Below are 21,514 nucleotides of genomic sequence, written 5' to 3'. Positions count from 1 at the left end.
GCTTTTTCTTATGGGGAAATACGAGAAAGTCCAACTCAAAATAGGACAAGGAGATGAACTTAAAGATGGGTGGTTTTAATTTGGAACATTTAGAAGCAGCACGTTTTTTCTTATTTGGAGACGTAAAGTTTTTACATTTACTTTTATTGCTAATGGCACTGGATATTGTTACAGGAGTTTTTAAGGCATGGAAGAATCAGAACTTATGGAGTCGTAAATCACTGTTTGGATATGCACGAAAGGTGCTTGTACTTGTAGTGATTATCTTGGCAAACGTTGTAGATCAAATATTAGGTTTAAATGGGGCGGTCACTTATGCGACGGTCCTTTTTTATATTGCAAACGAGGGTTTGTCAATTTTAGAAAATATGGCTCAATTGGGTGTATTGGTACCAACTAATCTAGCCAAAAAATTAAAGACAATTGATAATAGCGGCCAAACTTTACCAGACGAAATTAGAAAAGAATTTAGTACTAAAGAAGAAAAGTAAGACATTTTACAACAAAATAAACTGATTAATCAGGTGGCTAGTCCAATCGGGCAAGCCACCTTTTTAATATAAAATATTAGGAGGAGATTTATTATGGCAAAAATCGCATTAGGTGCAGGCCATGGGTATAATACACCCGGGAAGAGATCCCCGGCAGGAGAAAGAGAGTGGTCATTTAACAACAAAGTTGTTACAGCAGCAATCAAGTATTTAAATGAATACGAAAATGCTACAATAATTCGTTTGGATGACCCAACAGGAAATACGGATGTGTCTCTAACAGCACGTACAAATAAAGCGAACAGTCAAGGTGCAGATATTTTAGTTTCATATCACCATAATGCTAACACTGGTCAATGGGGAACTTGGACAGGTACTGAAACGTATCATTATCCTGGTTCATCCTCTGGGCTAGCTCTTGCACGTAAAATCCATCCAGCAATTGTAGGAGCAATGGGACTACGTGACCGGGGGATTAAATCAGAGAACTTCCATATGGTCCGCGAATCTCGTATGCCAGCAATTCTTATTGAAGGTGGTTTCATGGATTCTACGATTGATATTGTAAAAATGCGTAACAGTACTGTAATGGACCTTACAGGAAAGGCTTTAGCTGACGCTATCGCTTCGCACTTTGGACTAAAAAAGAAATCCGGAGGCGGAGGCAATACGTACACAGTTAAAAAGGGTGATACACTTTGGAGTATTGCCCAAGCACATAACATGACTGTGCAGCAGCTTAAAGATTTAAATGGGTTAACCAATGATACTATTTATCCTGGTCAAGTTTTAAATGTCAGTGGTGGCGGTGCTGTGTATCATACTGTAACAAGCGGAGAAACTCTATGGGGAATCGCGCAGCAATATAATACTACTGTTACTGCTATCAAGAGTCTAAATGGATTGCCTGGCGATATTATTCAGCCTGGCCAAAAATTAAGAGTGAAATAAATTAAAATTAAATAAGTAAATTAAGCTTTATTTTTATGGTGCAAAAATCCCCAGCTGCGGAAACAGTTGGGGTACTTTTGTTAAAATTAAATAAAAAAGTATTTATAAATGACACAAGTTGTATCTTATTTGCACATTTTCTTCTCAAATAGTATACAAAAGTACTAAAAATGGTATAATAGGTTTAGAGGATAACATTTTCGACTTTTCTGAAAAAAGGAAATAGATAAAAGGAGGATTCTATGGATTATACTATTTCCATAAACGGATTCCATGGAACTTCAAAAAACGCTGCAAGTAATATTTTGAAGGGGAAGAAATATACATATAATGAGCGAGAAGATCACTGGTTAGGTCAAGGCATATATTTTTTTAAAGATGATCCTGATCAAGCGATGAGTTGGGGATTAACTCAAGTTGACAATGGAGAAAGGGCCGCAGTTTTACAAACGGTAATTAACGTGCAGTCTTCATCATCTTTAGATTTGAATACAAGATCAGGAATACATAAATTTAAAGAGTTGCAAAAAATAATACTTAAAGAAGCAAAAGAAAAAGGAATTGAAGTGAATACTCAAAAGGATGAAACCGATCATAACTTCGAGAAAAAATTCAGGTGTTTCATATTAGATCTATTACCACCCCATATTAAAGTGATACAAAACTATTTTAAATTAGATAAACAACCAGGCTTTGTTTTAAAATCTGAGATAATGGAAAGACTTAATATAGAAATGTATAGTGTTCAGATATGCGTAAGAGATCCTAGAGTAATAGATGAAGATACTATAGAAGTATACAAAGAGAAGAGAAAACAAATACATAAGAATTTAAAGTTTAAGAAGCCAACTAAGAGGAAAAGGAATATAATTGTTAAATAATTGAAATGGGAAGAGTGATTTAAATGGAATATAATATTACATTTGAAAAATTTAAAGAAGTCGCAGAAAGATATGGACTGAAAGCCGAAATGAGTGACAGACCGGGATTTTATGTTGGTGATAAGGAATTAAATTTGGATGAATTGTTTATGGATTACTATAAATTTTTAAATATTGAGGATAGGGTTGCAGATAATATTGATGTTAAAATCAACAAAGAAAAAAGTAAAATTAGGTTTAATCATATAACAAATAAATTTAATGCAGAAGAGCGAGAGGTTGCTTAAAATGAAGTCTACTCTATCATTTAAACATTATGATGTAATAGAAACGGTATATAGATTTAATCCTGGAAGCGAATTGGAAGAAGAAGATGTAACGCCAGATTTAAATCTTAAGATAAATTATTTAGAAGAAAATCGCAAAAAAGCCGCATTAATCTTTTCTGTGGAACTTGGGGACCCAGAATTAGGGGATAACTCATTTTATATTAAAGCTACAATTGTAGGTATTTTTTATTTAAGTAGTGATGAAGATGAAGAGATTCCAGATGAATTTATTGACCATATGTATAAGAAAAATGCATTAGCAATATTATATCCTTATATGAGGTCGTTAATCTCTGACTTAACTTCAAAAGGAAGCGAGAACCCGATCATATTACCACCTATAAATATTGGTGCAATAGTAGAAGAACAAGATTTGATTATAGAAGAATACAGTGCAGAAGACACAATTATTTAAAAGCCCATATGGGCTTTTTTATTTGACTTGAAACAGAATGAACGTTCGTATATAATCAAATGTAAATGAAGAACGAATGTTCGTCAAGGAGGAATAAACATGAAAGGATTATTTGACCGCTCGATAAAAAATAATGAAACAATCGTTATCTTTTATATGGGCCAGGATAATAAAGTCACACAGCGCTATGTAAGAGTTTTAAAATATAATAATGATTATGCATTGGTGTATTGTTATTATCGAAAGAAAGTACGCACGTTGAAGCTTGATAATATCCTTTCCGCTGGACCTAGAAAGGGGATTGCATAATGATTAATGACAGAGGAACAAAGAAATGGACTTCTTTAATGCTGCCGGAGCATATTGAAGCACTGAAAAAGTTACGTGAAGAAGAGGGATGGAAGGAAAAACCAATCATTGATGAACACTTAATAGAAGAAATAAATTTAACGATGCAGCTGGCACTGAAAGATGACTTAACAATCGAAGTAGAGTATTTTAAGGACCATGATTATCATAAAATTAAAGGGAAATTGTTGGGTGTGGATCCGTTATTAAATTATGTGAGATTTGAGGATGATGAGATTCCGTTGGATAGTGTGACGGGTGCTAGGATAGATTGATAAAAGAAGGGAGATTAAACCCTTCTTTTTTTATGCCGGCGCGCCGGCATATTGACGGCAATAATTTTGTTTCGTGATATTTTTCGTTGTTACGTGATGTGGCTAAAATGTTATACAATCAATGTTTTTGTATTTTGAAATTACACGATTTACCCTACATTTGTACCTTGACAGGGTAGAGGTCGTTGGTTCGAGCCCAATCGGAATCACTAACTAGAACGCTTGACTCTTAAGGAGTTAAGCGTTTTGATTTATTTATAATAATTATAAACAACTCATTCGTTGCCAAAATGTTACGTGGGAATGAACATGATATTATTAATAAATAATACGCTTGATAGGCTTATTTACGCTTAGGTATGTAAAACCTATACTTTCATTAGAACTTTTATTATATGTTTTGTTTTTTTAGAAAGTAATTCCTCGATTCATATCAAAAATAATCCCCTATAGCTGGATATAAAACACCAACTACAGGGGATTTATTTGTCTCGTACTTAAGTTTACAAGTTTATCGGTTTTCCGCCGGTTACTCCATAGATTTGACCGGTGATATAACTTCCTTCATCGGAAGCAAGAAGCACATATACCGGCGCAAGCTCTACCGGCTGTCCTGCACGGCCTAGAGGAGAGTTTTGACCAAATTCAGGGATTTGTCCTTCCAATTTACCGTTATCCAGCTGCAGAGGTGTCCAAATAGGTCCTGGTGCAACACCATTGACACGTACACCCTTCGAAGCGAAGTAAGAAGAAAGGGAAACCGTGAAGTTGCTGACTGCACCGTTTGTAGCTGCATAATCCAATAAAGGTGTGGATGGATCAAAGGACTGAACGGATGTCGTAGTGATAATCGCGCTTCCAGGTTCGAGATGTTCTTCTGCAGCTTTCACAGTCTCAAACATGCTGATGATGTTTACTTTGAAGGTGTCATGTACTTGCTTCATCGTAAAGTCACTTAAGGAGGCTTGAGCGATTTGTTGCGCGGCATTTAATACGAGTGTATCCAATCCGCCAAAAGCATCCACTGTTTTTGTAACAATTTCCGTCGCTGCGCCGTCATCCCGCAGGTCATACGGCAGGAGTAAAGCTTTTTTGCCTGCTTTTTCAATTAATTCTTTGACTTCATTGGCATCTGCTTCTTCCCCAGGGAAGTATTGGATAGCAACATTGGCACCCTCGCGCGCATAAGCAATGGCAGCGGCCCGGCCAATCCCGGAATCGCCTCCGGTAATCAAGGCATTTCGCCCCTCCAGGCGATTGTATCCTTTATAGGATTCTTCTCCGCTGTCAGGTTTAGGTCTCATTTCATTTTGTAATGCCGGGGTGTCCTGTTCTTGATCTGGGAACTTGTCCGTATGAAATTTTTTACGTGGGTCTGTCAAATGTGAGGTATCCATCAGAAATCATCTCCTATCTTGTATCATTCTTAGATTAATAGATTCGAAAACTTGGTATTCGCCAAGCCTGTGGATGAATGCTTTAATTGCACTTATGCAGAATAAATATATTCCGCTTTATCTGCTAACAAAAGGGTCTGAATCGTTATTAGGGCCCTTTGTGAAATTGCATTCATCATAACCTGTGTTCTCTAAGGAATTTCCCTGTATTCATTTTCATTAAACATGTCCAAATCTTATTCTTTTCAAAGTTAATCTTATAGCCAGCATTAAAGTAAAAGTCAAAAAGGGGTTATTTTATCAATTCATACTTCTGCTGCGGAGGAGACTTTAATGTTTAAAGAAATGTAAAAAACAGCTTTTGGCTCTTTACGAGAAAGAACCAAAAGCTGTTTTGTTTTAGCTGTATTTATATATCGATCTTATATGCATCATTTATTCCGATGCTCTATGATGAAACGGACATTTCCCTTTTATCGGCTCAATATCATCTCCGATAAAAAACTGCTTCCATTCATTATGCGTAAGCTCACCAAAGTTTCCGATATCTGGATGTTTAGGCAGCTCATCCCAGGCTTCTACACGTTCACGTACTCTTTCGCGTGACATAATCCCAGCTCTTTCAGTACCCTCTAAACCTTCAAAGATTTTACGTGGCTGGAATCCCAGCACCATTGCATTTCCAAGGTCCCGAGTTTTTCGTTTCTTATATGCAGGTGCATTTCCAAATGCAAATATTGGCTCACCATTAAAATGGAAATCCCATAAATGATGTTCTGGATCACGAGGGGCATCGGCTGGCCATTCAACTTCATCAACTTCATGCAAATACTGCAGAATCTCCCAAAATTGTTTTCGATAGTCCTCGAGATTTCCTTCTTGCTCAAACGGCTCAACAAATACGAAAAGTCCATGTCTTTTATAGTTGGGTAATTTGAATAACTGTAAAAAGTTTTCAATTGCAGAGGGTAAATTACTCCAGTCATCTTGACTGATATAGGCATACCGCAGCTCACCCTTTAATTCAGCTCTCATTCCAAAAAAGCATGGGAACGTTTTATCTGTTACCGTATGATGAAACGTTTCATATTCTTTATGGAGCCAACTTGGTAAGTCTGTCCTATTATGAAAATCTTCTTTTGTCAGTAAAACCTTTTCTTTCGTAGTCATAGTTCGCCTCCACTAAGATTTTTCATGTATTATATATATTCTCTTTACCCGTCCTTTCATTTCTAAAACGATGAGGTCTTTGGGGGAATATTATATAGAACAGGCTGAACTACATGGCAAAGGTTAAACGAACAAAGAATACTGCATAAGCTTTCGCTGAAAATAGCATGTGATAAACAAACCTGGTTTTCATCATCATTTTTGATAATTAAAACCAGGTTCAAAACAGAATATTTAATTTAGTGGATTACAGTCGGCTGCAAGTATGCTATTTCTTGCTCAAGCGTTTCTATACGTTTTGATAAATTGTTGAACTCTTTTTCGTAAAGAACAGTCATTTTATCCATCTGTTCCACTAGATCTTTTATCATATCCTTATTTGTCTTTAGAAGGGCTTTCACTTCCAGATGCTCTTCGCGGAGTTCATGCTGTCCTTCTCTCATCTCTGTAAGCATATGTAACATAAGTTTCAAATTTTCATTTCGTTCGTTGTTTTTATTCATTGTTCTTCTCCTTTTCGGTTGAATTACCTTAGTTTTTCAATATTGATTCTGTCCTTTACAGATTGATAGATTTAAAAGCATCCTGGTTATTATAAACGGGACTAACATAAAACAAAAGATAATCGTTCTATAACAGAGCAGTTTTTGATATGCTTGTGATGAAGAAATTGGATATACTTGCTGTCCGCAGTTAAAGAATTTCTCTGAAGAATAAACTTCTGTTAAGAAAGCAAACTAATAAAATGAGTTATTAAATGAATAAAAAAGGAGTGCTCCCATGACGAATCGTAACCAATCTAACTTGAATCTGGAAAACACGTATACGACCCTCCCGGAAATTTTTTATCAAAAGCTCAATCCCAATCCAGTTCCAGCGCCAAAATTAGTAATATACAATAAAACTTTAGGTGATTCCCTTGGACTGGACTCCTCCTATATGACGAGTGAAGAAGGAATTCAAATTCTGGCAGGAAATAAAATGCCTTGGGACACCGTTCCGGTAGCCCAAGCTTATGCGGGTCACCAATTTGGTCACTTCACGATGCTTGGTGATGGCCGTGCGCTGCTTATTGGTGAACAAATAACACCAGAAAACGAGCGTTATGATGTTCAACTAAAAGGAGCAGGAGAAACGCCATATTCACGTGGTGGAGATGGACGAGCAGCGCTTGGTCCGATGCTAAGAGAATATATTATAAGTGAGGCAATGTATCACTTAAGTATCCCAACTACAAGAGGACTTGCAGTTATTACAACTGGTGAAGAAATTGAGCGGGAAACGGAACTTGAAGGTGCCATTTTAACACGAATAGCGGATAGCCATATACGTGTTGGGACCTTTCAATTTGCCGCGAAATATGGGGAACTAAACGATTTGATTGCACTTGCAGATTATACGATTGATCGGCATTATCCTTATGTAAGATCCCATTCCAACCCTTATCTTGCACTCTTAGAAGAAGTAATTAAACGTCAAGCAGCGTTAATAGCGCAGTGGCAGCTTGTTGGATTTATTCATGGTGTGATGAATACGGATAATATGGCAATCAGTGGTGAAACAATTGATTATGGACCTTGTGCATTTATGGATACATACCATCAGGAAACTGTATTTAGTTCAATTGATGTTAACGGCAGGTACGCGTATAGGAATCAGCCCAGTATTGCTGCATGGAATCTTGCTCGATTTGCGGAAGCTATTTTGCCTCTGCTTGGCAGCAGTAAGGAAGCAGCTGTTCAAACAGCACAAACTGCAATCTCTCAATTTGGCGAGCAATACGAACGAAATTGGTATGCTGGTATGCGTGCAAAGCTGGGAATTTTTAATGAAGAAGAGGGAGACGCATCTTTAATTGAAAAACTACTAAGTATGATGCAATATTACCATGCAGATTACACGAATACATTTCTTTCCTTAACTTTTAATCATAACGAAAATATGCCAATGGCAGCTGCTCCTGATTTTCAGAACTGGCAGGCTGAATGGAAGGAAAGATTAAAACGCCAGGATGAATCACAAGCTGCTGTTAAAGAATTGATGCAGAATAGCAATCCTGCCTTGATTCCTCGAAATCAGTGGGTAGAGAAGGCGCTTGAAGCTGCCGTCCAGCAGCAGGATTATACGGTAATGGAAAAATTATTGCATGTATTAAAAAACCCCTATGCACATTCTGCAGAACAGGCAGCATATGCGAAACAGGAGTTTGATACAGGTCAATCATTTCAGACTTACTGTGGGACTTGACCCTATTGCTCACAAATCAGCAGAAGAAACAACACTTTTGTTTTTTCTACTGATTTCTTATGTTTTATGGGATAGAAACGTTCTAATAGACAGTTCCATCGCTTCTCTTGTTGGTACTGTCTTATAGAGAGGTCCTAACAGACAGTTTCACCGCTTTTCTTTCTGTTACTGTCTAATAGAGATGTTCTCATCGACTGTTCTTTCACTTTTCTTGCTCCCACTGGCTTTTATATATTCTGAACTAAATTAATCAGCATTCTATTTAAAATCCGAACGAATTAAAATATCGTTCGGATTTTAATATGTTATATATCCTTTGTCTCTGCCTCTTTGTTTTTTGTGAAAAATGCTGTTGGACTGTCTGCTTTAATCTTCAAGCATCTTGGCTGCAATGCTTTGAATAATATCACCTCTGCTTAGAACGCCGACAACTCGCTTTGCCTGATTGATGACAGGAAGTTTTTTGAAATGATGCTTGGACAATAAACGGATAGCGGTTTCAAAATCGTCCTTAGGGGATACATAGAGTATATTTTTTTTCGTCATAATGTCTTTCACTTTTGTTTGAAGTTTCTCCCGAAGAACATCCTCCATTTCGCCATCCTCTATAATATAAACGAGACCAGCAAAGCCGACTGGTTTTGGAGATAAGTAACGCAATATATCCCCATCTGAAATCATGCCGATTAGATTACCTGCTTCATTTACAACAGGCACTCCACCAATTCGGTTTGTATAAAGAATAGCTAATAGATCTTTAATCGTACATGTTGGTTTGACTGTAAGTACTTTGGTTATCATAAAGTCCCTGACTTGCATATAAGCCCCTCATTTCATTCTGTATACACTTGGTAGTATATGTTTATTTTAACAAATATATTTTTTTCTATCTAATAATAGCTGTATTTAATAGTGGGGTGGTTGGTATATTATTTCTCACTTTTCCATCTCCATTTATTTTGTTCATTTTATAAAAAGAATGGGCATCATTTTCAAGGCAGCCGGCTTATTAATAAATAATGACGAATATGCTATATTTAGAAGAGATAACATGGTGAAAAGGCAGGATAGGAAAAATGAATATAAAGAAAATAACATTGCTTGCATTATTTATAGGTTTATCTGTGGTTGGTGCAATGATAAAAATACCGGCAGTGGTTACCAGTGTCGCTTTAGACGCATTCCCTGCGTTACTGGCTGCAGTTTATTTTGGTCCTTTGGCGGGTGGTATTGTCGGGGGAGCAGGACATATGGTGTCTGCTATCATAGGCGGAATGGCGATGGGGCCGCTGCATTTGCTGATTGCCTTAGAAATGTTTGTTTTAGTCTGTTTATTTGGTTCACTTTATCAACGGGGACGGAAATATGCAGCAGCAGCGTCGTTCTTTATCGGGAATGCGCTTATTGCACCAGTGCCGTTTATCTTTATCTTTAGTTTCGCATTCTTTACAGCTTTGCTTCCTTCATTGGTAATCGGTTCATTTGTAAATACAGTAGTTGCTATGCTGCTTATTCCGAGAGTGAGCAGGGTTTTTCGGGATGCCTATCAGCGTGCTTAAAGAATGTTGACTTGGCCTGTGTTAAGCCAGTCTATTGGAGTTGGGAGCCTATTATTAATGATGTTTTCCGAATATATAAAAGGACCTTATGAACCATGTGATGATTCATAAGGTCTTTTATATTTATTGAACTGGAGTTTTTTCTTCTACGTAAGGAATTGTCAGTGGTCCAAGCGGGAGAACTGCTACTGTCATGTCATCACCATATTTTTTCTTCAGTTGATCGATTGTCTTTTCGATATCGGTTGTTGGATTTAACATGGTTGCTTTTATTTGTTCATCTGATAGCTGCGAATAGACGTAAACATCAGCCCAAACTTGTATTACTGCTTGTTTTTGCACTTGCCATTGATCAAACATTTCAAATTCAGGATGATTAATTAAGTCAAGTAATTCTTGTGGTGTATCAGCCATATCAAAGATTTTTGCGTAGTTTCCATGGTTTGGCAATCCATCCGAACATTCGGAAGCAATAATAATTGATCCGCCTTCTTTGACAATTTTATGTGCAGCACTCATTCCTTTTACAGCCTGATAAAGATTCTGATCTAGTGGATAACCAGAATTTGATGTGATTACAACGTCAAACCTTTCCTCGCATTGGAACATAGCATGCTCTTTTGCAAAAGCACATCCCTTGTCATGTGCTTCGTAAAGTTCCCCTGCAAAGACACTGGTAATTTCTTTCTCGCGATTTAAAGTTACGTTTAGCATAAAGTCAGGCTTGCATAAACTGTTAATTTCTCTTGTCATATCTTGAACAGGGTTATTAACCATATTGCCCCAAGTGGATAGCGGGTCACCAATCATCCTTGCATTGTGGAAGGTAAGAATTGTCTCAATACCAGCAATACCAGGCATAATACCTTTTGGCCCCCCTGAAAAACCTGCAAAGAAATGTGGTTCAATAAAGCCTGTGACAATTCGAAAGTCGGCTTCAACATACTCTTTATTTAAATAAATGTCACAGCCGAATTCGCTTTTTCCAAGATTTACATGTGTATCTTTGTCATGGCATTGATTGTTTATAATTCGAATATTATTCACTGCCCATTCGCCGAGCATTTCGATAAACTCTTCCCGGGTCTGATCACGGTGTGTACCTGTACCATTTATGATAACGAAGTTTTCCAGTGGAACATGGTCCAATTCCTCGATAAGGAGAGGGACAAGAATATGATTTGGAGTGGGTCTTGTTATATCGCTAATAACGATTGCAACTGTATCTGTTGCTTTCACTTGTTCTTTTAGAGATCTTGTGCCAATAGGATTTCTTATAGCTTCGAGTAAATTCTCTTTTTCATTTTCTAATCTGGGTAAATTCTTCGGTTCAATAATAAAAGCTTTATCAGGCAAATTAATTGTAAGCCCGTCTTTTCCGTACAATAATTCAGTTTTCATTATTTATGCTCCTTTATTTCAGCTTATTTTCCTAATTAACAAGTAATTATAAAGTGTATATCCCATTATGCAGGGTGATGCGGCAGGTTAATTATTGGAAGCCTTTACAAAAGTTTCTTCAGTTTCTTTGTGTGTGTTGCCAAGTATGAGATCTTCGCGTGTGCCGTCAATCCCTCTTATTCTTTGATAACGATCAATTAAGATAACGCCAAGTGGACAGAGAAGAGATGTCGTGATTGTCGATATTGAAATTTGCGCAGTTGCAATTGGCACGATACTTTGTATTGCTTCAAATTCTGCTGCTGTCATTGCGCCTGAACTTGCTGCTACAGCTGCAGCTGCAGCAACTGCCGCTGGTGTTGCTGCCGCGTTGCCAGCTGTGGATGCCTCAGAAATTGGTGCGATAAAGCTTTTTTCCTTGAAGAGTTTGAAAACAAGAATTCCCAGTCCGCCAGATACAGTGAATGTAAGAATTGCTAACACTAAACCACCAGCAAGCACATCTGGGTTAAAGAAGTTTGAAAGGTCCATTCCAGCCCCTAATGCAAAAGCAAAGAAAGGGATGGTAATGGATTCACCAGGCTTTAAAAACTCGCGGATTTTCGGATCAAGATTTCCTAAGATCATGCCAATCCCAATCGGAAGCAGGACAGCAATAAATGCAATAAACGGAAATGTTGTTCCAAGCACGCCTAAAGCAACGAGTGTTAAAAATGGCCCGTCATTTATTGCAAGTATTGAAAGTCCGCCAACATCAGAACGATTACCAAATTTTCCGGTTAAAGCAGCAAACATTCCACTATTACTGTTCGTCATTCCTGCAATAATTGCAAGTGCAGAGAGTCCGAACAGTCCTGAAATTGGGTCAAAGAAATATGCAAAAGTAAATCCGACCGCGATTCCGCCTAAGTATTTTGAGCCAGTCAGCAGAACACCTTTCTTTAAAGCCTTTCCACCAACTTTTAAATTCATCTGGCTTCCCACACAGAAAAGGAAGAGGGCAATCAATACAAGTGCACTGTCCTTAAATAATTCTTGAGCAAATCCGCCGATTCTAAGAAACTCATAAAAACCCTCATCAGTTGGCGCAGCTCCCAATGCTTTTAAAATGGATTGTGTAAATGGAAGATGTAACTGATCAATCGTGTTTAAAGTTGCTCCAAGTAATAGGGGAACAACCATCAGCCCGCCAGGCACCTTTTCAATCGTATCCTTAATATTCAAGTACATGTCCTCCTTTTAATGGATGAAAATAGGTGCGAACCACCTGTTCGGCCGCCAGTTCCAATAACTCAGCCGCCTGAATCATTGCCTGTTCAAGTGCCATTGGCTGATTAATCATGCTGTGGATACTTACGACACCTTGATCATAAAGAACATCGACACCTGAACCGACAGAACCTGCAATAATAATTGTTGGTACATTTTGTCTTTGTGCAGCCTGTGCAACCCCGAGAGGAGTTTTACCTGACGCTGTTTGATAGTCAACCTGACCTTCTCCAGTAATAATTAGATCAGCATTCTGTAAATAACTTCCGAGTTTACTATATTCAAGAACGACATCAATGCCGCGCCGTGTTTCAGCAGGAAAAAACGCTTGGAATGCTCCGCCAATTCCACCAGCTGCTCCAGCACCCTTTTTATCATGTAAGTAAATACCAGTTACTCGAGCAACTTCATTCGCCCAATGTGTAAGATTCTCATCAAGTAATTCTACTTCATCAGGTGTTGCACCTTTTTGCGGTCCAAAAACATAAGATGCTCCATTTGGCCCGATTAATGGATTTTGGACGTCAGAAGCAATGATAAATGTGCAGTCCTGAATTCTGGAGTCCAGACTGTCTAAGTCGATGTGATCAACATGATGCAGCTCCGCTCCGCCAAAGCCGATCTCCTTGCCTTTATGGTTAAGAATTTTTAAACCAAGAGCCTGCAGCATACCAGCACCACCATCGTTCGTTGCGGAACCCCCAATTCCTAATATGAAAGTTCTGTAACCATCATCTAATGCTTGCTTGATTAATTGGCCCGTTCCATAAGTGGTAGTTTCAAGAGGCGAGAGAGTTTCAGCCGAAACAAGATCTAAACCGGACGCAGCTGCCATTTCAATGACACAGGTTTGACCATCTCCTAAAATTCCGTAGCTTGCAGTTACTTCATTTCCCAGCGGTCCAACTACTTTTATAGTTTTTATTTTACCTTTTGTTGCACTTACTAACGTTTCCGTTGTTCCTTCTCCGCCATCTGCGACTGGAATTAAAATCGTTTCAGCAGCTGGATAGCTTCTTTTTATTCCTTTATCAATAGCTTCTGCTGCGTGTACAGCAGACAAACTGCCTTTAAATGAGTCTGGTGCAATAATTATTTTCATAAAATCCCACTTTCCATAAACGCTTTCAAATAGTTTAGTTAAAATTATACGAATCTTGACTGTATTTGTATATGGTTGTAGCATACAAATATTAGAATAGTTATTATCACTTATTTGTTTGTATTGACCAAGGAGTGCTAAAATGCTGACTAGAGAAATTGCGAATGCTATTGTCCAAGAAACATCATTGCGCATTAATCGCAATGTAAATATTATGGATACAGCAGGTATTATCATTGCTTCAATGGATGAATCACGGATTGATACTGTACACGAAGGTGCGAGAAAAGTAATCGAGACAGGGGAAGGTCTCCAGATTTTCTCTGCAAATGAAAAGGATTGGCCAGGTGTACAGCCTGGTATCAATTTGCCGATTCTATTTAAGGAGAAGGTAATTGGAGTTATTGGAGTTACTGGCAGTCCTGATGTGATGGGCGATATAGGTGAGCTAGTAAAAATGACAACAGAGCTGATGATTAAACAGGAATTTATCGCTTCTCAATTTGAGTGGAGGCAAAGAATGAAAGAAACGATTATTGAACAGCTTTTAAAGAAAGAACCATCCTTTGGCGAAATCGATCGTGGATTCAGCATGCTTAATATGGAATTTCCGGCACCATATTTAGGAATAATTATTTCATTTAATAAACAAGCTTTTCAGAAACAAGAAGTTATCAAGCAAATTGAACAGCTGCTTGGTGAGGAAAAGACAATAACAGGATTTATTAATCTGCAGCAGCTGTATATTGCAATTAGTAATATTGATGAAAAGAAGTTAATGAAGCGAATGGAAGACCTTCATCAATTATTAGATAACCTTAGGCTATCTGCAATAATATCCTATAGTCTGCCATTTTACTCATTAGAGGGATATCATCAATCTTATATTGATTGCAATCTGGCATTGGAAATAAATAGGGGGGCAGAAGACATCGTTTCTTTTGCAAAGATTGAAGCGAAATCGCTTATTCATCAGTTGGATGAAAAGATTACAAAACGATTTGCCAGACGGGTATTAAATGAAATTGATGAAGTAAAAGTAGTGAACCTTGATGCTTTCTTTAAAAATGGGCTGAACATCCAAAAAACAGCCGAAGCACTTTATGTACATCGAAATACGTTAATTTATCGATTAAATAAAATAACGAAGGAAACAGGCTATGACCCTCGCATTTTTCATGATGCCGTGATTTTGCAGGTTGCTTTATGGATCTACCAAAAAGAAAACCAGCCGTAATAGAAATCCAAACATTTTGGCTCTCAGCACAGTTGGAATACGAAGTAAGCTCCGGGTGCCAATAATAGTTTACTTTGATTAAAATAGCAAGACGTTGATAAATAGATTTTGATGTGAGGTTTGAACAATAAAAGGATATTAATTTTTATTTATAATTAAAACACCTATTGATAAAGTTGAGAAAGTTTGATAAAGTAACATCAATTGAAACGTTATGTGTAACTGGCGAACGCGGAGTACCGCAGGGGAGCACATAATCAGAAAATGTCGATCGCCTGGGCAGAGGTAAGGGTTTTATATAAAACATCCTTGCCTCTTTATGTTTAATCAGGAGGCGATTGGAATAAAAAAATACGATTAAAGCGAAGAGTGTTATGGATAAAACTATAACAGGAGCAGCTTCTGGAGAGAATGCATGCGAATGCAGCGCCGAAGGGTTCAAAATCTCAGGCAAAAGGACAGAAGAATAACAGATGTTTATTTGTTATTTTCATTGTTCTCTTGAGATTGGATATTTCCAATCTTTTTTTGTAGGCACAGATTACATTTAATTAATTAGATAACGATCTGCAAAAGTATAAAAGAACAAAGGAGAAAAAGAAAAATATGGTGACGGTAACTTTAGATAAGGTAAAAACAATTAAGACATTAAATCATATAGCTGAAAGCGGATTAAAAGTATTTCATCATGAAGATTATCGGATTGATGCTGAAAGTGAAGATCCTGATGCAATTATTGTACGCAGTTATAATATGCATGACATGGAGATTAAGAATAATTTAAAAGCAGTTGCACGAGCTGGTGCAGGAGTAAATAATATTCCAATCGATAAATACTCAGAAGCAGGAGTTGTTGTTTTCAACACACCTGGTGCAAACGCAAATGCTGTCAAAGAAATAGTACTTACTTCATTAATGGCATCATCACGTAATATCTTTGACGGAATTGAGTGGGCCAAAACACTTGAAGGCAAAGGTGAAGAAGTGCCCCAGCTTGTCGAGACAGGGAAGAAGCGATTTGTTGGGAAGGAAATCAAAGGCAAAAAGCTCGGCGTTATTGGACTTGGTTCAGTAGGCGCATTGGTTGCTAATGATGCACTTAATTTAGATATGGATGTTATTGGCTTTGACCCGTATATTTCCATTGATACTGCATGGTCACTTTCACGGAATGTGGAGCGCGCAATGTCAATTGAGGAAGTTTTTGAAACAGCAGATTATATTACAGTACATGTGCCGTTGACTAATGAGACAAAAGATATGTTTAATGAAAAAGCATTTCAATTAATGAAGCCAGGTGTTCATATTCTTAATTTCTCGCGTGGCGGTCTCGTTCACGAAGGAGATTTAGAAATTGCTCTAGAAGCAGGAGTTGTAGGGAAGTACATTACTGATTTTCCCACGGATACAATCCTAAAAATGAAAAATGCTGTTTCACTGCCTCATTTAGGGGCTTCTACAATTGAATCAGAAGAAAATTGTGCAGTCATGGCAACGAGCCAAGTAAAAACGTATCTTGAAACAGGTAATATCAAAAATGCAGTTAATTTCCCTAATGCCGAACTTCCGTATACTGGTAAGCAGAGGATTACTGTTTTCCATCATAATGTGCCAAATATGGTAGGTCAGATTAGTGCAATTATTTCTGAAAAGCACTTAAATATTGCAGCGATGATTAATAAAAGCCGCGGCAACTATGCTTATACAATGATTGATATTGATGAAAAAGTAAATGGTGATGTTATCCCTGGAATCAGAGCAGCAATTAATCAAATAGAGGATGTTATTCGCATCCGCGTGATTTAAAGAGAAACATGTTACTTCCCTTATATTAAGAGAAGTGGCATGTTTTTTGTATAAACTTTTCAGGGCATCTTCATTGTCTGCCCTGGAAATATATAATAATTCAACAAACATCCCATTTAACTTTACCCCTTATCTGTTATACTAAGTAAACAAAACATTAATAAAGGAATGATAGTTATTGGCAGATACACATGTTTTTTCTAAAGGAGAGGAAATTGCTAACGCGATTACACATGGAATTGGTGCTTTATTAAGTATTGCAGGGTTAGTCGTATTAATCGTAACTGCAGTGACTGAGGGAACTGGGTGGCATATCGTCAGTTTTACGATATTTGGCTCGACAATGCTTCTTCTATATATATCCTCTACTTTTGTTCACGCATTGCCACAAGGAAAGACAAAAGATTTATTTGAGATATTCGATCATTCTTCGATTTATTTATTCATCGCGGGCTCGTACACACCACTTATTTTTCATGTGATTCAAGGGGCGCTTGGCTGGACAATGTTTGGAATTGTTTGGGGAATAGCGATAGGCGGTATTGTATTTAAAGTATTTTTCACAAAAAAGTTTATCATGCTGTCTACTTTGTTATATGTCCTTATGGGCTGGATTATCGTGATTGGCTGGCGGCAAATATTAGATTATCTTCACCCTGAGGGTTTAATTTTGCTCGTGGCAGGTGGATTATTTTACACGATTGGTGCTGTATTTTATGTATGGCGCGGTTTTTACTACCACCACCTCGTCTGGCATTTATTCGTCTTGTTTGGAACGGCATGCCACTATTTCTGTATTCTGCTTTATGTTACTCCATAATAGAAAAAGGCTGGAGCATAACTAATGCCAGCGATATAAAATCCGAACGAATTTGAGTTATCGTTCGGATTTTAGTCTATTCTTTTTCTTTTGTCTCAGCTTCTTATAATATACCTGTTAAAGATTACTTTTTATCATCCGCATTATCTTCAACAATATAAGGTCGCATCATATCATAATCCTCATGCTCTAAAATATGACAGTGCCACACGAATTCTCCGCTATATGGTGCAAATTTAGCGATTACTCGGGTAATGTTAGCCGCAGGTACTTCAATAGTATCCTTCCAGCCCCGATTATTCACTGCTGGGGCTTCAGGAGGTCCAGTAAAAATAATCTTTCCATCTGCATTATATTGGTCGAGATCGAATGGCTGGTGATCCATTACCTGAAATTGAATGAGATGAATGTGAATCGGGTGGGAAAAGTTCGTTGTATTTGTCAGTGCCCAAATTTCTGTAGTACCGAGTTGCGGATTTTCTGTAACTGGATCATGCCAATGTTTATTATTCAAAAGCAGTAATGGGCGACCGAATTCATCTTCCGATCCGATTAATTTTAAATAGCGGACGACAGAGACTTTATTATTTTTTAAAGAAGGTATGACTGATAAGGATGAAGGCAATTTACTTTTATCCTTATTTTTTAATGGCTGGTTTACGCGAAATTGCATAATATTCGCTGTGTCATCATTTGGATCAGCATCAGGCCCCAAATTATTTTTTAAAGTTAGACTCTTCCCAGCTGCTTTTGAGAAATCAATGATGACATCCATTCGTTCGGCAGGCTGGAAATTGATTGTGTTCATTTCCACTGTTTTTCTAAGCAATCCACCGTCTGAACCAATTTGCTGGAAAGTGCTGTCATCAGAATCAAGCTGCAATTGATAAGATCTTGTATTTGAAGCGTTTAACATACGGAAGCGGTATTTTCTTGGTTCAACTTCAAGATATGGCCATGCTTTACCATTGACTAAAATCGTATCCCCATTAAATGCTGGCAATATCGAGGGATGCGGCAGATTCGGTGCTGGATCTTCAGGTCCTGCTGGATAAAATAAAGAACCATCCGCATTAAAAGACCGATCAGTAATCATGAGTGGAATTTCATAATCTCCCGCTGGCAAATTTAAAACCTTTTCTTGTTTATCACGGAGTATATACATCCCCGCAAGTCCAGCATAAACATTCAGACGTGTAATTCCCATTGCATGGTCATGGTACCAAAGCAAGCTGCCGCGCTGGTGGTTCGGATACGTAAAAGTTTTTCTTGAAAAAACTGGTCCTGTTTCCTGGAACCCGCTTGTATACCATGCTTCCGGATGTCCATCACTATCTGGTTTTGTTTCAATACCATGTAAATGTACAACTGTTCGAACAATCGGAAGTCGATTGAGACCATGAATCGATAAATCGACTGGAAGCAGATGTTGACTGGGCAGGTGATTTAGCCATGTTACGTGAACGGGTTCATCTCGATTTGCTTCAATCATTGGTCCTGGAAATTGTCCGTTATACCCCCATAAAGTTGTTGCAGGTAAATCACGATGTACTTTTGCTCGGAATTGCTCCATTGTTATTTCGTAATGCACACCGTCCTTTGTTTTCCTTTTTGGCTCTAAAACACTGAGTCTTGGAAGTGAATCAACAAATTTTTCTAGCTTAGGACGCATTGGTCTTCACCTCATTTCTTTCCTTATAGTAATACATGTAACTAAGGTTAAAAGCGGAAAGGCTTTTGTACTATATGAAATAAAAAATCTCAGTGTTCAAAATCTGTATATAGTAGTAAAAAATATTCTGTGGTAAAATAGAAAACATGTGATTTGATTGGAGGAATAATAATGGCAGAGGTACCTTTTATTGCAATTGAAGGTCCAATCGGGATTGGGAAGACTTCACTTGCGAAAAAGATATCCAGTCATTTTGATTTTCATTTATTAAAAGAAATTGTTGAGGAAAATCCTTTTCTTGGCAAATTTTATGATGATATCAGTGAGTGGAGCTTTCAAACAGAAATGTTTTTCCTGTGCAACCGCTATAAGCAGCTGGAAGATATAGAGAAGAAATACTTAAATGCAGATAAGCCTGTTGTTGCAGATTACCATATTACAAAAAATATGATCTTTGCAAAACGTACGTTGAAGGAACAACAGCTGGAGAAATATGAACAGATTTATGAAATATTGACAAAGGATATGCCGCTTCCTAACATGCTGATTTATTTAAATGGCAGCCTTGACACGATTCTGCAACGTATTCAAAAGAGAGGCAGGGATATTGAACAAAATATTATGCCGGCTTATTTGGAGCAGCTTTCTCAAGACTATGAGCATTTTATGAATGAATTTGAAAAGGCACATCCAGAGATTCCTGTCATTCGGATTAATGGAGACACGTGTGACTTCATCAATCATCAGGATGAACTTGAAGAAATACTAGCTGTGGTTTCGAAAGAATTGGATAAAACAATGATTAGAAGATAATGAAGGAGAACAAATCATGAACGCAAGAGAGAAATACCAGATCCCAAACGATGCTGTAATCACGGTTGCTGGTACAGTTGGTGTTGGTAAATCTACAATGACAAAGGCTTTAGCAAATGCATTGAAATTTAAAACATCATTTGAAAAGGTTGATAATAATCCATACTTAGAAAAATTTTATAAGGATTTTGAACGCTGGAGCTTCCATTTGCAAGTATACTTTCTTGCGGAGCGTTTCAAGGAACAGAAAAAAATCTTTGAATTCGGCGGCGGTTTTGTTCAAGACCGTTCAATTTATGAGGATACCGGAATTTTTGCGAAAATGCATTATGATAAAGGAACAATGTCACCTACCGATTATGAAACATATAAAAATCTTTTCGATGCAATGGTGATGACGCCTTATTTTCCGCATCCGAACTTATTAATCTACCTGGAAGGTTCGCTGGAAGATGTGCTCGGCCGCATTCAAGAACGCGGGCGTGAAATGGAGAAGCAAACCCCGATTAGTTATTGGGAGGAAATGCATGAGCGTTATAGTACATGGATTGACAATTTTAATGCATGTCCTGTTCTGCGTATTAATATTTCTGATTATGACATTGTAAAAGAAGCGGGTTCAATCGACACAATACTTGAAAAGGTTGGTCGTTCGCTAAATGTAATGACATTAAGATAAAGAATAAGACGTTGGGACAAAAGAAATATAATTTAATACAACCCGAACGATGCCTTAATTCGTTCGGGTTTTAAGTGGAATCCTGATTATCTTAATTCAGAGTAATGTTTGTTTTGCTCTTTCCCTTATTCCTTTTGGAAGTCCAGAGTCCAAATACTCCTCGCTTTCCGTGGGCGGCTGGTAAGCTCCGACGCACAGGACGTGCTAATGCAGATGTTGCCACAGGACGTGGCGTACTTAATCTGCCTTCGTGCTGCGCACGCAGTGGTCTTACCGATGCCTTGGCTCCCACTGGAGTCTCGGAGTATTTGGACTGTTCCGGCTAAAAACGGATGGTTATTTCATTGAATGATGTCAGAAGATATGCACGTTAATTATTCTAATATTTTTTTAGACTACACACTGTCATAATTTCAGAGGTAATCCAACAAGTTCTTTTATTTTTATTTTGTTACTTCAATAAGAACACTAAATAATATTTTCAGCACTTAGCAGCCCGAATACACTTCGCTTTCCAGGGGCGGCTGGTGAGTCACTCGTGCTAATGCACTCGCAGTCTCACCGAGGCCTTTCCTCCCCTAGGAGTCTCCGTGTATTCGGGTTGCTTCGTGCTGATTAGCTTATTTTGCGTTCTAATTTTAGTTATAAAAGA

The 21,514-nt window shown here is 37.8% G+C and carries 22 protein-coding genes and 2 riboswitches; of the genes, 14 read left to right on the top strand and 8 right to left on the bottom strand.

The annotated features are described in order from the left end of the window. Window positions 1-65: 65 nt before the first annotated feature. The 7 genes from NST93_RS08285 to NST93_RS08255 all read left to right on the top strand — a co-directional run bounded on the left by NST93_RS08285 (window position 66) and on the right by NST93_RS08255 (window position 3,690). Window positions 66-491: a holin family protein gene (locus NST93_RS08285; protein ID WP_405103029.1), complete on the top strand. Its 426-nt coding sequence runs from the start codon at window positions 66-68 to the stop codon at window positions 489-491. Window positions 492-584: 93 nt separating this feature from the next. Then, window positions 585-1,442, top strand: a complete 858-nt coding sequence (locus tag NST93_RS08280) for a LysM peptidoglycan-binding domain-containing protein (RefSeq protein WP_405103027.1) — start codon at window positions 585-587, stop codon at window positions 1,440-1,442. A 242-nt stretch (window positions 1,443-1,684) separates the two neighbouring features. Then, window positions 1,685-2,323: a hypothetical protein gene (locus tag NST93_RS08275; protein WP_405103025.1), complete on the top strand. Its 639-nt coding sequence runs from the start codon at window positions 1,685-1,687 to the stop codon at window positions 2,321-2,323. Between the two features lie 23 nt (window positions 2,324-2,346). Further along, window positions 2,347-2,610: a hypothetical protein gene (locus NST93_RS08270; protein ID WP_405103023.1), complete on the top strand. Its 264-nt coding sequence runs from the start codon at window positions 2,347-2,349 to the stop codon at window positions 2,608-2,610. A gap of 1 nt (window position 2,611) precedes the next feature. Beyond that, a complete protein-coding gene (locus NST93_RS08265) occupies window positions 2,612-3,067 on the top strand; it encodes a protein-export chaperone SecB (RefSeq protein ID WP_405103021.1) in 456 nt (151 codons plus the stop codon). Window positions 3,068-3,166: 99 nt separating this feature from the next. After that, window positions 3,167-3,376 carry a hypothetical protein gene (locus NST93_RS08260; protein WP_405103019.1) on the top strand — a complete coding sequence of 70 codons (210 nt, stop codon included), beginning with the start codon at window positions 3,167-3,169 and terminating at the stop codon, window positions 3,374-3,376. Next, a complete protein-coding gene (locus NST93_RS08255; RefSeq protein WP_405103017.1) occupies window positions 3,376-3,690 on the top strand; it encodes a YolD-like family protein in 315 nt (104 codons plus the stop codon). Before NST93_RS08260 ends, NST93_RS08255 begins: the two co-directional genes overlap by 1 nt. Before the next feature lie 503 nt (window positions 3,691-4,193). Here the strand turns inward: NST93_RS08255 and NST93_RS08250 are convergent. The 3 genes from NST93_RS08250 to NST93_RS08240 form a co-directional block, all read right to left on the bottom strand. Beyond that, window positions 4,194-5,087, bottom strand: a complete 894-nt coding sequence (locus tag NST93_RS08250; protein ID WP_405103015.1) for an SDR family oxidoreductase — start codon at window positions 5,085-5,087, stop codon at window positions 4,194-4,196. Window positions 5,088-5,522: 435 nt separating this feature from the next. Further along, window positions 5,523-6,257: a YqcI/YcgG family protein gene (locus NST93_RS08245; protein WP_405103013.1), complete on the bottom strand. Its 735-nt coding sequence runs from the start codon at window positions 6,255-6,257 to the stop codon at window positions 5,523-5,525. 239 nt (window positions 6,258-6,496) lie between these two features. After that, the gene (locus NST93_RS08240) at window positions 6,497-6,760 is read right to left on the bottom strand and encodes a hypothetical protein (RefSeq protein WP_405103011.1); all 264 of its coding nucleotides are present in this window, start codon (window positions 6,758-6,760) and stop codon (window positions 6,497-6,499) included. 277 nt (window positions 6,761-7,037) lie between these two features. Here NST93_RS08240 and NST93_RS08235 point away from each other — a divergent pair, with 277 nt between their 5' ends. Further along, window positions 7,038-8,504, top strand: coding sequence for a protein adenylyltransferase SelO (locus tag NST93_RS08235; RefSeq protein WP_405103009.1), 1,467 nt, complete (start codon window positions 7,038-7,040; stop codon window positions 8,502-8,504). 366 nt (window positions 8,505-8,870) lie between these two features. Here NST93_RS08235 and NST93_RS08230 read toward each other — a convergent pair whose 3' ends face one another. Beyond that, window positions 8,871-9,323 (bottom strand): CBS domain-containing protein, encoded by a 453-nt coding sequence (locus NST93_RS08230; protein ID WP_405103007.1) that lies wholly within the window; start codon window positions 9,321-9,323, stop codon window positions 8,871-8,873. A gap of 257 nt (window positions 9,324-9,580) precedes the next feature. Between NST93_RS08230 and NST93_RS08225 the strand changes: the two genes are divergently transcribed. After that, window positions 9,581-10,063, top strand: coding sequence for an ECF transporter S component (locus NST93_RS08225; protein ID WP_405103005.1), 483 nt, complete (start codon window positions 9,581-9,583; stop codon window positions 10,061-10,063). Window positions 10,064-10,186: 123 nt separating this feature from the next. Here the strand turns inward: NST93_RS08225 and larA are convergent, their stop codons facing one another. The 3 genes from larA to NST93_RS08210 form a co-directional block, all read right to left on the bottom strand. Next, window positions 10,187-11,464: a nickel-dependent lactate racemase gene (gene larA / locus NST93_RS08220; protein WP_405103003.1), complete on the bottom strand. Its 1,278-nt coding sequence runs from the start codon at window positions 11,462-11,464 to the stop codon at window positions 10,187-10,189. An 87-nt stretch (window positions 11,465-11,551) separates the two neighbouring features. After that, window positions 11,552-12,688 (bottom strand): 2-keto-3-deoxygluconate permease, encoded by a 1,137-nt coding sequence (locus tag NST93_RS08215; protein ID WP_405103001.1) that lies wholly within the window; start codon window positions 12,686-12,688, stop codon window positions 11,552-11,554. Further along, window positions 12,678-13,835, bottom strand: coding sequence for a glycerate kinase (locus NST93_RS08210; RefSeq protein ID WP_405102999.1), 1,158 nt, complete (start codon window positions 13,833-13,835; stop codon window positions 12,678-12,680). Before NST93_RS08210 ends, NST93_RS08215 begins: the two co-directional genes overlap by 11 nt. A gap of 142 nt (window positions 13,836-13,977) precedes the next feature. Here NST93_RS08210 and NST93_RS08205 point away from each other — a divergent pair, with 142 nt between their 5' ends. The 3 genes from NST93_RS08205 to NST93_RS08195 all read left to right on the top strand — a co-directional run bounded on the left by NST93_RS08205 (window position 13,978) and on the right by NST93_RS08195 (window position 17,698). Next, window positions 13,978-15,072: a CdaR family transcriptional regulator gene (locus NST93_RS08205; RefSeq protein WP_405102997.1), complete on the top strand. Its 1,095-nt coding sequence runs from the start codon at window positions 13,978-13,980 to the stop codon at window positions 15,070-15,072. A gap of 208 nt (window positions 15,073-15,280) precedes the next feature. Beyond that, a riboswitch (ZMP/ZTP riboswitch) is annotated at window positions 15,281-15,360 on the top strand. A 104-nt stretch (window positions 15,361-15,464) separates the two neighbouring features. Then, a riboswitch (glycine riboswitch) is annotated at window positions 15,465-15,544 on the top strand. 134 nt (window positions 15,545-15,678) lie between these two features. After that, window positions 15,679-16,878: a phosphoglycerate dehydrogenase gene (locus NST93_RS08200; protein ID WP_405102995.1), complete on the top strand. Its 1,200-nt coding sequence runs from the start codon at window positions 15,679-15,681 to the stop codon at window positions 16,876-16,878. A 178-nt stretch (window positions 16,879-17,056) separates the two neighbouring features. Further along, window positions 17,057-17,698, top strand: coding sequence for a hemolysin III family protein (locus NST93_RS08195; protein WP_405102993.1), 642 nt, complete (start codon window positions 17,057-17,059; stop codon window positions 17,696-17,698). A 124-nt stretch (window positions 17,699-17,822) separates the two neighbouring features. On the opposite strand, the gene NST93_RS08190 is transcribed toward NST93_RS08195, so the two are convergent. Further along, a complete protein-coding gene (locus NST93_RS08190; protein WP_405102991.1) occupies window positions 17,823-19,370 on the bottom strand; it encodes a multicopper oxidase family protein in 1,548 nt (515 codons plus the stop codon). A 171-nt stretch (window positions 19,371-19,541) separates the two neighbouring features. Here NST93_RS08190 and NST93_RS08185 point away from each other — a divergent pair, with 171 nt between their 5' ends. Then, window positions 19,542-20,183, top strand: coding sequence for a deoxynucleoside kinase (locus tag NST93_RS08185; RefSeq protein ID WP_405102989.1), 642 nt, complete (start codon window positions 19,542-19,544; stop codon window positions 20,181-20,183). A gap of 16 nt (window positions 20,184-20,199) precedes the next feature. Then, a complete protein-coding gene (locus NST93_RS08180) occupies window positions 20,200-20,862 on the top strand; it encodes a deoxynucleoside kinase (RefSeq protein WP_405102987.1) in 663 nt (220 codons plus the stop codon). Window positions 20,863-21,514: the final 652 nt, after the last annotated feature.

Origin of the sequence: Oceanobacillus sp. FSL H7-0719, from assembly GCF_045040795.1 — a bacterium.
GTDB lineage: Bacteria > Bacillota > Bacilli > Bacillales > Amphibacillaceae > Oceanobacillus.
This window is presented reverse-complemented; position numbering and strand designations above follow the sequence as displayed.

Bases quoted from the DNA above. Each gene is read 5' to 3' on its own strand.
- NST93_RS08285 (WP_405103029.1), top strand. From the start codon at position 66: ATGGGTGGTTTTAATTTGGAACATTTAGAAGCAGCACGTTTTTTCTTA.
- NST93_RS08280 (WP_405103027.1), top strand. From the start codon at position 585: ATGGCAAAAATCGCATTAGGTGCAGGCCATGGGTATAATACACCCGGG.
- NST93_RS08275 (WP_405103025.1), top strand. From the start codon at position 1,685: ATGGATTATACTATTTCCATAAACGGATTCCATGGAACTTCAAAAAAC.
- NST93_RS08270 (WP_405103023.1), top strand. From the start codon at position 2,347: ATGGAATATAATATTACATTTGAAAAATTTAAAGAAGTCGCAGAAAGA.
- NST93_RS08265 (WP_405103021.1), top strand. From the start codon at position 2,612: ATGAAGTCTACTCTATCATTTAAACATTATGATGTAATAGAAACGGTA.
- NST93_RS08260 (WP_405103019.1), top strand. From the start codon at position 3,167: ATGAAAGGATTATTTGACCGCTCGATAAAAAATAATGAAACAATCGTT.
- NST93_RS08255 (WP_405103017.1), top strand. From the start codon at position 3,376: ATGATTAATGACAGAGGAACAAAGAAATGGACTTCTTTAATGCTGCCG.
- NST93_RS08250 (WP_405103015.1), bottom strand. From the start codon at position 5,087: ATGGATACCTCACATTTGACAGACCCACGTAAAAAATTTCATACGGAC.
- NST93_RS08245 (WP_405103013.1), bottom strand. From the start codon at position 6,257: ATGACTACGAAAGAAAAGGTTTTACTGACAAAAGAAGATTTTCATAAT.
- NST93_RS08240 (WP_405103011.1), bottom strand. From the start codon at position 6,760: ATGAATAAAAACAACGAACGAAATGAAAATTTGAAACTTATGTTACAT.
- NST93_RS08235 (WP_405103009.1), top strand. From the start codon at position 7,038: ATGACGAATCGTAACCAATCTAACTTGAATCTGGAAAACACGTATACG.
- NST93_RS08230 (WP_405103007.1), bottom strand. From the start codon at position 9,323: ATGCAAGTCAGGGACTTTATGATAACCAAAGTACTTACAGTCAAACCA.
- NST93_RS08225 (WP_405103005.1), top strand. From the start codon at position 9,581: ATGAATATAAAGAAAATAACATTGCTTGCATTATTTATAGGTTTATCT.
- larA (WP_405103003.1), bottom strand. From the start codon at position 11,464: ATGAAAACTGAATTATTGTACGGAAAAGACGGGCTTACAATTAATTTG.
- NST93_RS08210 (WP_405102999.1), bottom strand. From the start codon at position 13,835: ATGAAAATAATTATTGCACCAGACTCATTTAAAGGCAGTTTGTCTGCT.
- NST93_RS08205 (WP_405102997.1), top strand. From the start codon at position 13,978: ATGCTGACTAGAGAAATTGCGAATGCTATTGTCCAAGAAACATCATTG.
- NST93_RS08200 (WP_405102995.1), top strand. From the start codon at position 15,679: ATGGTGACGGTAACTTTAGATAAGGTAAAAACAATTAAGACATTAAAT.
- NST93_RS08190 (WP_405102991.1), bottom strand. From the start codon at position 19,370: ATGCGTCCTAAGCTAGAAAAATTTGTTGATTCACTTCCAAGACTCAGT.
- NST93_RS08185 (WP_405102989.1), top strand. From the start codon at position 19,542: ATGGCAGAGGTACCTTTTATTGCAATTGAAGGTCCAATCGGGATTGGG.
- NST93_RS08180 (WP_405102987.1), top strand. From the start codon at position 20,200: ATGAACGCAAGAGAGAAATACCAGATCCCAAACGATGCTGTAATCACG.